Source organism: Gammaproteobacteria bacterium, from assembly GCA_013001575.1.
Classification (GTDB): domain Bacteria; phylum Pseudomonadota; class Gammaproteobacteria; order Steroidobacterales; family JABDMI01; genus JABDMI01.
Window position 1 is genome coordinate 1 of the sequence record JABDMI010000044.1, and the last position, 8,475, is coordinate 8,475.

Here is an 8,475-nt window from a genome sequence, read left to right on the forward strand (position 1 = left end):
TTGAGCAAATTCGCGAACAAGATATTGCAAACATTCAATCCAGTCTGGCTAATGACAAACTCTTGGAATTACTCGCTTCAACCGAAACCCTGAATGCCAGTGAACGAGTGTATATTTTAGGCTTACGTGGTTCTTATTCACCCGCATTCTTTTTTCATTATGCTTACCAGCTTTTTCGAAACAATGCGATTCAGGTGGAAACCTCAGCTGGTATGTTTGCAGATCAGTTACGTGGCATTTCAGCTAATGACTGCATGTTGGTTATTTCATTTGACCCTTACACCAAAATGACCATTGATGCGGTGGACTACGCAGCAAAAGCTGGCGCCAAGATTATCGCAATTACCGACAAATCAAGTTCACCCATCGCGCGTCAAGCCACTCATGTATTAATCACCAACAACAGGTCACCCTCTTTTTATCAGTCCTTGACTGGCGCCCTGGCTGTTACTCATGCCTTAATTACCCTGCTGGTAGCTAAAACTGGTGATGACGCAATCAAAATTATGGAAAGCGCCAAGCAACAGCTATCGGATGTCAGTGCCTATTGGTAACGGTGAGAAGCACCCATCATACCGAATAAACCGCTTTATCTTGAGTCGCATGAATGGCTTCGGCAGGGTTCTTAATGAAGTTATACAACATCCCCAAAAATAGTAAACCAGCAAAACCCGTCGCTACGTAAAACCCGAATTTCACATTTCCAAAAACATCACCAACAAAGCCCATGATCAATGGACCGACTGCGGCTGCAACTGCCGTAAAGAACAAGATGACTCCGGCTACTGTGCCGTGTTCAGACTTTTCGAAACAACTGATGCCTTTGGAATTAATGGTCGGATAGATCATAGACATAAACAAACCGGATAATGGCAATAATAAAACAGCTGCCGTAGTTCCAAAGATCATACTACCCAGAAAGCATAAGAATATAGCCAGACTGAACACCAGCATCACACTGGTCCAATTGTAACGTTGCAGGATCCAAGCTCCCATGAAACGCCCCAATGCCCTAAACACGAAAAATATGGTGAGTGCGTAAGTAGATAGCCATAGCAATGAACCCGAATAGTCTTGCAGGAAAGTTGGCATCCACACATAGATGGCGACTTCGGTAGCGACATACAATGCGATAGCCATTGAAAAACCGAGGGCATAGGGATTTGCCATCATTTTAAGCGTACGCGCCAATCCCGCATGCTCGCTGGTTGCTGCTTTGGTTTCAGGATATTTAACCGTCAAGGCAAACAATAGCAATGCCACGCACATCGCTCCTGCGATCATGTATAAATACTTCCAGTGCAAGCCGTAAACCAGCAATGCTGACACGATGGCAGGACCAATGATTGCTCCAACAGCAAAGAATCCTTCGACCGTATTCATCGTGCCTGTGTGCTCGGATGTGGAAGTGGATATATCACCGATCAAAGCCAAAGCGCCGGTTTTGAATATTCCAATCGCTGCACCGGAGAGTGCCAACAAGGCTAAAAAGAAAGTAAAGTTATTGCCTGCGGCAAATAAAAAACAACTGATACCAAACAGGAAAAGTCCAATGACAATTGTACGTTTACGACCTATTTTATCTGCAAGAAATCCAAACAACACACCACTTAATGCGATCGCGATCATAGTCGTGTAATGAAATGCACTCGCCTGAGTTAAAGACAGACTGAATTCTTTAATGATCTCCGGAATGATCACTCCCACCGCATCGGTAGTCATGGCAAACATCATGAACATAATATAAGTTAACCAACGGACGATCTTACGATTGCTTTGCATCTGCTCTTTGTTCATGATCTCTCTCTAGTTGATCGTTAATCGAATACTCGGTGACAATGCCATTCTCGTTCTGCACAATTGCAGCAGACATATTAACAAGGTCAAGCTTTAGCTCTATAGTACTTTGTTGATGGGTCCATTTGATTTGCAAGCTCTGATCAGAGCAATCCAATAATTCAAACTCACCATTAAACCCACTGGCACTATTGCGCAATCGGATCAATCCAAAAAGTGATTCAACCACAGGCTTATCAAGGGATTGTTGTATGTCGGCCCTGGAAAAGTATTGACGATTGATGTCGCGCCCATTTCCGGTTTTCTCGAGTAGCTGCATATCATTATGCCCGGCCAGAAGCCCGACATAATAGATCTGTGGAATGCCGGGACAAAACAACTGAATGCATCTGGCCAATAAATACTGTCGATCAGACCGACCCAGAGCATCAAAGTAAGTTGTATTGAGCTGCGAAACATCCAGATTTTCAGCAGCCTCGCCACTGGCGGCTTTGCTCTGACCTTTGGTATTACTGTGCACCTGCTCAATCAAGGACTGGATATCATCCTCGCTCAAAAGTCCGGGTTTATCTTCTTCGGGACCTGCGTCAATAACACCGATGCCGTCATGCGTATCGAGTACTGTTATACAGTTGCGCGGCGAGATCTCAAGCCACTTTTTTAGTGCTGCAGCGTTGCCACTAAATAGTGTATGCAAAACCAGGCCGGGTAAGGCGAAGTCATAAACCCAGGATACTTTTTTGGCGATCTCGATCTGGGTTTTATAATAAGAATGCACCTCTACCAAAACCTGCATACCGCGAGCCGCAGCAAGTTTGTTAAAAGACTCGATAAACTCAAATGTCTCTGGCAACATGAAACATGAGGTACTGCGGCGTTTTATAGCAAAACCGACCGCATCCAACCGTACATATTTGATTCCAGCATCGGCAAAGGAGTCCAGAATGCCTGTCAGATATTTCTGCCCGATTTCGGTTTCAACATTAATATCCAATTGTTTATCGCTGAAGGTTGACCAAAAATTATAAGTTTTTCCATTATCTAATGTGATGGGCAGGAATGGTGCATTCGGATGTAAACGTAGAATCTTACCCAGCTCTTCTTGAGTACCATTATTTTGGAAAACATCTTCTTTTTTCAGAAACAGATCCCAGTACTTTGAATGCTCGTCATTTTTGAGCACGTCCTGAAATTGCTCTGAATCACTAGAGATATGATTAATGATGAGATCGGCCATCAAATCTGTTTGTTTACTCAGGTTCCGAACATCATTCCAGTCACCCAAACGTGAATCGACAGCGGTATGGTTAGCTGGATCAAAACCTGCATCTGCACCATCGATGGGATCAAAAAATGGCAGTATGTGTACGCCTCCAAACAAGCCGGACAATTCCTCATTCAAGATTGATCCCAGTCCGGAAAAATTTTTTCCAAGCCGATCGACATAGGTAATTAACTGAACTGTTTTAGTCATGACTTCCTTAATTAGTAGCATTTTGTGCAAGCATCAAGGCGCCCAGCAAACCCGGATCATTATGCACAGGAGCAACAATAAGCTTGCTGACCTCTTCGGGTGGAACGGTATGATAGCCACCCATTAATTTCTCAAAATTCGTATGCACCATTGGTAACAAATGCGATCTTTGCATAACTCCCCCGCCAAGCACAATTTTTTGTGGCGCGTACATGCGAAACAAGTTCACACACATCAGCGCAAGATATTCCGCTTCTAATTGCCATGCCTCATGCTCATCAGGTAATTCAATACCTTTGACGCCCCAGCGCTTTTGCATTGCAGTGCCGGATGCCAAACCCTCCAGACAATTACCATGGAACGGACAACAGCCAGAAAAACTATCCAGTAAGACATTTTGCGGGATGTACATATGGCCTGCTTCTGGATGCATGGGTGTCTTAATGGTCTCGCCATTTAAAACGATACCAACACCTACTCCTGTGCCAATCGTGACATAAAGCAGGCTTGATGACTTTTTATCCTTAAGTGCATCAAATTCTGCAAGTGCTGCCGCATTAACATCAGTATCAACTGCCACAGGAAGCATAAACTCTTTTTGCAAAATACCCAGAAGGTCGGTATTTTTCCAGGCAGTTTTAGGTGTTGCCAGAATATGGCCGTAGCTAGATGAGGCTCTGTCTAGATCAATTGGGCCAAAACTTGCTAATCCTAACGCTTTGATTGATTTATCTATCTCATTTGCATGTATAAATTCAATCACCTGGCTCAGCGTTTCATGCGGTGACGTTGTGGGAATAGTATGTCGGACTAAAATGTTATTAACGTCTGCAGCAAGCGCAACATTGAATTTGGTACCGCCTGCTTCAATCGCTGCAAACATATTTTTACCCAGTATGAGTTAAATCCCACTTCATGCAGGTACCGGCACACCATAATGCGGTGGCCGGTTTCCTGTCAGGTCACTTATCAGAAGTTGTAACGGACTGTACCTGAAATAGTACGGCCATTGATTGGACGAATACGCACATAATCACCCACTGCTGCTGAACCCTCTTCACCTTCGGTAAAGCCTTCAGCATCAAACAGATTGTTGGCATTGACGCTAAATGAGACACGCTCATTCAAATCGTAATTGAAGTACAGATTAGCCGTGGTGTAGGCATCAAACTTCAGATCATTGTTGTCTTGCACGAACACCTCATCGGTGCCAACCAGATTCAAACCCACATTCCAGCGGTCAGCCTGGTAATAAGGCGTAATGTTGTAGATGTAATCTGCTTGACGACGCGGCTTATTACCAACATTAGAGCCATCACCGGTTTTGGTGATCTCGGGATCAGTCAAAGTTAAACTGCCTTTCACGCCAAAACCATTGGCCAATTCATAATCGCCTTCAAATTCGAAACCTGAAGCTTCATAAGTATTCTCTTTAAAGGATTGAGTGGTGACTTCAAATTCACGTGCTTCACTGGTTTCGGCATTAAAGTAAGTCACATAGAAAGAAGCGTTATCGCCACGATACTTAAATCCGATCTCTTGTTGATCTATTAAGCTGTAAGCTGAATCATTTTGAATGGTGCCTGCGGCCGTAATGCTTCCGGTTACGCGATCTGGTGATGACAGACTTCCACCTTCCGATATATTGGCAAATAAAGCCATATTGTCATTCAGGGCATAGTTACCGCCAACTGACCAGGAGTTGAAATTCACTTTGTAGTTTGCTCTACGCGAGTCACCGATAGATGGTACTTCTTGCTCATTGGTTCCAATTGATCCATCGCCATTAATATCTTGTGGCGCCAGAACCGCAGCTTCTGCAAACGCACCGTCTACATCATAGCTGTCTCTGCGAATGCTGGCATCCCAACTAAAGTTTGCACCGGCATCACCACTCAAGGATAAATATGGAGCGTTTCCGTCGATATCAAAGTTGTAATTGCGTTGACAACAATTGCCCCAAAGTGGATGGCCGTATAAAACACCGCCAACCGATCCATCTTGATCAAATGCAGTGCGGGCCCCGTCCAGTTCACGGAAATAGGTATTCCAACCCCAGGTTGTATTCAGATCCTGTGAGTTTGAGGCAACACCTGCTGTTACATCCACCGTCGGGAATGAGGCGGTTAAACTCACGTCGGTAAATTGATTATCCAGTGAGTCGAGACGGGTATTAAAGTAGTGTATACGTGCTGAAGGGTTTCCGGCAGCGTTATCGTAAACTTCAGCCGGGAAAGGTCCGGAAAAATTACCATCGATCGATGCTGTGCGATGTTTGAACTTTCCGCTCAACATATCACTGAAATCATAATCACCTACAATTGCAAATGACGCCACTCTAGATTCAAAGCCGTCTTCCAGGTTAATAGCCTCAACACCCTCTTCAACACGATTCAAATAATCGGTTTCGTCCAGGTGTAGAGTACCGTCAGCAAATCCAACGCCAACTTCAGAAAAATTCTTTCCACCATCGTATCGCGCAGGGATTGGCAAGTAGGTAGGAACCTTGTCGTGTTGAACTTTAGCAAAAAAGCGTATTGAGCCATCATCAAAGTCTTTACCCAGGTTTGCCTTGATCTGGCCGCCATTTTCAAGATTGGTCACAGCTTCGCGGGGGCCTTCACCAACACGATAGAAACCACCAATGTGATAATCATAGCCGTCACCTACTTCTGTGCCATATTCAAAGTCAACCCGGTTGGATGCATAATCCAGTCCAACGGTTAAACCAACCGAACCACTGTTTTGTGCACCGGTTTTAGAAATAAAGTTGACGATACCGCCGGGCGAGTTAGCGGCTTGAGTTGAAGCCGAGCCACCACGAATGGATTGCACACTGGCCACAGTTGTATCAAAGCGCAAAAAACTGTCTGCTGTTGCAAATGCGGCGTCCCCTACCAAAAGCATTGGAAAACCGTCTTCCTGCATTGATAAATAACGTGAACCGCCCGCGCTGATTGGAACACCACGAACTTTAATGTTTGAATTTGCATCACCGGACGAAGACTCAGCCTGAATACCAGGAATGTTTCGGAACACTTCAGCGGTAGAGCGGGGAGCAAAGTCGGTCACTTCTTCTGCCGACAATGCAGAGACTGACATTGACGACTCCAGTTTAGTTGTAGGTCGTGCAACACCGGTAACGATTACTTCTTCGACTGCAGACTCTTCATCTTCTGCATAGGTATTTGGGATCGTTGTGAGCGCAAAGGCAATCGCAGTGGCGATTGCCGTTTTACGGTATATTGTTGTTAAAGCGGTTGACATATCAATTGACCCTCATCATTTGTAGTAGTTGTAGATTATTTAGTTAAAGTACGTTTTTTGCGAATTTCGATTAGATTTTCTACAGGCACCATAGCCATATTTGCAATCGATTGCAAAAGTTTGCCTTGCAATCGATTGCAAAATAAGCTAACTTACTGATAATACTGAATTTTATGAATTTTATGTAACACTTGTTAATAATTGAATTTGCGCAGATTACCCACACTCAATCTCTTCTACTTGACACGAATATGAGCCCAAAGAAAAACTCCATTACCCAAATGCAAGAGCTCGCTGATCTTGCCGGCGTGTCAAGGGCCACTGTTTCACGTGCCTTGAGCGACAGCCCTCTGGTCAATGAAAAAACCAAGGCCAAGATTCGTGCTTTGGCCGAGAAATACAATTACACCGTAAATACGGCTGCGCGTAATTTTCGTTTACAAAAACACAATGTCATTGCTGTTGTTTTTATGCTGGAAATACAATCCGATCAACATATGTCGGATCCTTTCTTTTTGGAGATGCTTGGAGGGATTGCCGACTGCCTGTCGGAGCATGACTATGATCTCTTGCTGGCGCATGCTCCAATCCCTGATATTTCGAAACTGCAAAACAGTCGTCTATTTGTCCAGTCCGATGGTGTGATCTTTATCGGGCAAGGATTGCAACACGCTAAACTGAATAAAATTGCCCAAGCAAAAACACCTATCGTAGTCTGGGGCGCTAGTATGCCTGACAAGCAATATTGTTTGGTCGGTGGCGACAATAAACGCGGCGCCTATCTGTCCACCTCACATTTGCTCGAAAACGGGCGCAAGAAAATCGCATTTTTCGGCAACGTAAATTCACCCGAAATTGCACAACGCTATGAGGGCTACAAAATGGCTTTACAGGAGCACAAGATCAAACAGGATGATCGCTTACAGATCAATGTGCCCTTTGAAATGCAACACGCCAGGGAAACAATTAGTGAATTACTCGCGAGCAATGCGAAATTTGACGCCGCCGTTTGTTGCAGTGATGTCATGGCACTGAGTGCGATTACCACGCTTAATGAACACGGCCTCAAAGTACCGGAAGATGTAGCCATCGTTGGATATGATGATATTGGGCTAGCTGCCTACAGCAACCCGCCTCTGACCACCGTGCGCCAGAATATTCGTTGGGCCGGCCGGGTATTGGTAGAAAGTGTACTCAGCATCATCAACGGCGAGACAGTTCCTGACACCTTTATTACCAGTGAATTGATCGTGCGCCAGTCTAGTGGTGCAAAAACCTGAACCAGCTCAATTACTCAAAATACTTCTGATAATACTCTTCCGCCATCACTTTGCCCTGCTCCACCCCGTACTGATCAAAAGCATTGATGTTCAGAATAACCGAGGCCACATAGGTCTTATGTTCATACAAGGCGATGAGTTGCCCGAGCGAAAATGGAGATAAGGTCTCTAAAGTGATCGTCACTGAAGGGTGATTCCCCGGATAGCGTTTATTCAGATCATCACTGTCTTGCCCAAAGGCCAATAAGTCGGCCTGCGCCATGCAATTGGCTTGTGAATACTTGTATTGCGTCTCGAAGGCTTGTTGGGTCGCTTCTCCGTGTCTGGAATAATCCGGTGCCCGTTCGCACACAATGAAGTCGCAATAAAAATTCTCGGTGCCCTGATGCATCAATTGGTAAAAGGAATGCTGGGCATTGGAACCGATCGCCCCCCACAGCATTGATCCGGTTTTTTGTGCGACCTGTTTGAGATCCAGTGTGGTGTGTTTACCCAGGCTTTCCATATTCAACTGAGCCAGATACTCGGGAAGTTGTTTGAGGCGACTGTCGTAGGGCAGAACCAGTTTGGTACCAATGCCTAAAAAGCTTGTATTCCAGACCGCAAGCAATCCGAGCACAGTGGCAATATTCTGTGCGTCCGGGGCTTCCAGAAAGT

General features: G+C 45.0%; 7 protein-coding genes. 2 read left to right on the forward strand and 5 right to left on the reverse strand.

Annotated features, from left to right (window positions below):
• A partial coding sequence (locus tag HKN88_04150; GenBank protein NNC97245.1) for a MurR/RpiR family transcriptional regulator occupies positions 1-554 on the forward strand: 554 nt, incomplete at its 5' end.
• Between the two features lie 16 nt (positions 555-570).
• On the opposite strand, the gene HKN88_04155 is transcribed toward HKN88_04150, so the two are convergent.
• The 4 genes from HKN88_04155 to HKN88_04170 form a co-directional block, all read right to left on the reverse strand.
• Entirely contained in the window at positions 571-1,797 is a 1,227-nt protein-coding gene (locus tag HKN88_04155; protein ID NNC97246.1) for an MFS transporter, read from the reverse strand.
• Positions 1,766-3,271 carry a sucrose phosphorylase gene (locus tag HKN88_04160; GenBank protein NNC97247.1) on the reverse strand — a complete coding sequence of 502 codons (1,506 nt, stop codon included), beginning with the start codon at positions 3,269-3,271 and terminating at the stop codon, positions 1,766-1,768. Before HKN88_04160 ends, HKN88_04155 begins: the two co-directional genes overlap by 32 nt.
• A gap of 7 nt (positions 3,272-3,278) precedes the next feature.
• The gene (locus HKN88_04165; protein NNC97248.1) at positions 3,279-4,154 is read right to left on the reverse strand and encodes an ROK family protein; all 876 of its coding nucleotides are present in this window, start codon (positions 4,152-4,154) and stop codon (positions 3,279-3,281) included.
• Positions 4,155-4,240: 86 nt separating this feature from the next.
• Positions 4,241-6,538 carry a TonB-dependent receptor gene (locus HKN88_04170; GenBank protein NNC97249.1) on the reverse strand — a complete coding sequence of 766 codons (2,298 nt, stop codon included), beginning with the start codon at positions 6,536-6,538 and terminating at the stop codon, positions 4,241-4,243.
• A gap of 281 nt (positions 6,539-6,819) precedes the next feature.
• Here HKN88_04170 and HKN88_04175 point away from each other — a divergent pair, with 281 nt between their 5' ends.
• Positions 6,820-7,818 (forward strand): LacI family DNA-binding transcriptional regulator, encoded by a 999-nt coding sequence (locus HKN88_04175; GenBank protein ID NNC97250.1) that lies wholly within the window; start codon positions 6,820-6,822, stop codon positions 7,816-7,818.
• Positions 7,819-7,828: 10 nt separating this feature from the next.
• On the opposite strand, the gene HKN88_04180 is transcribed toward HKN88_04175, so the two are convergent.
• A partial coding sequence (locus HKN88_04180; GenBank protein NNC97251.1) for a glucose-6-phosphate isomerase occupies positions 7,829-8,475 on the reverse strand: 647 nt, incomplete at its 5' end.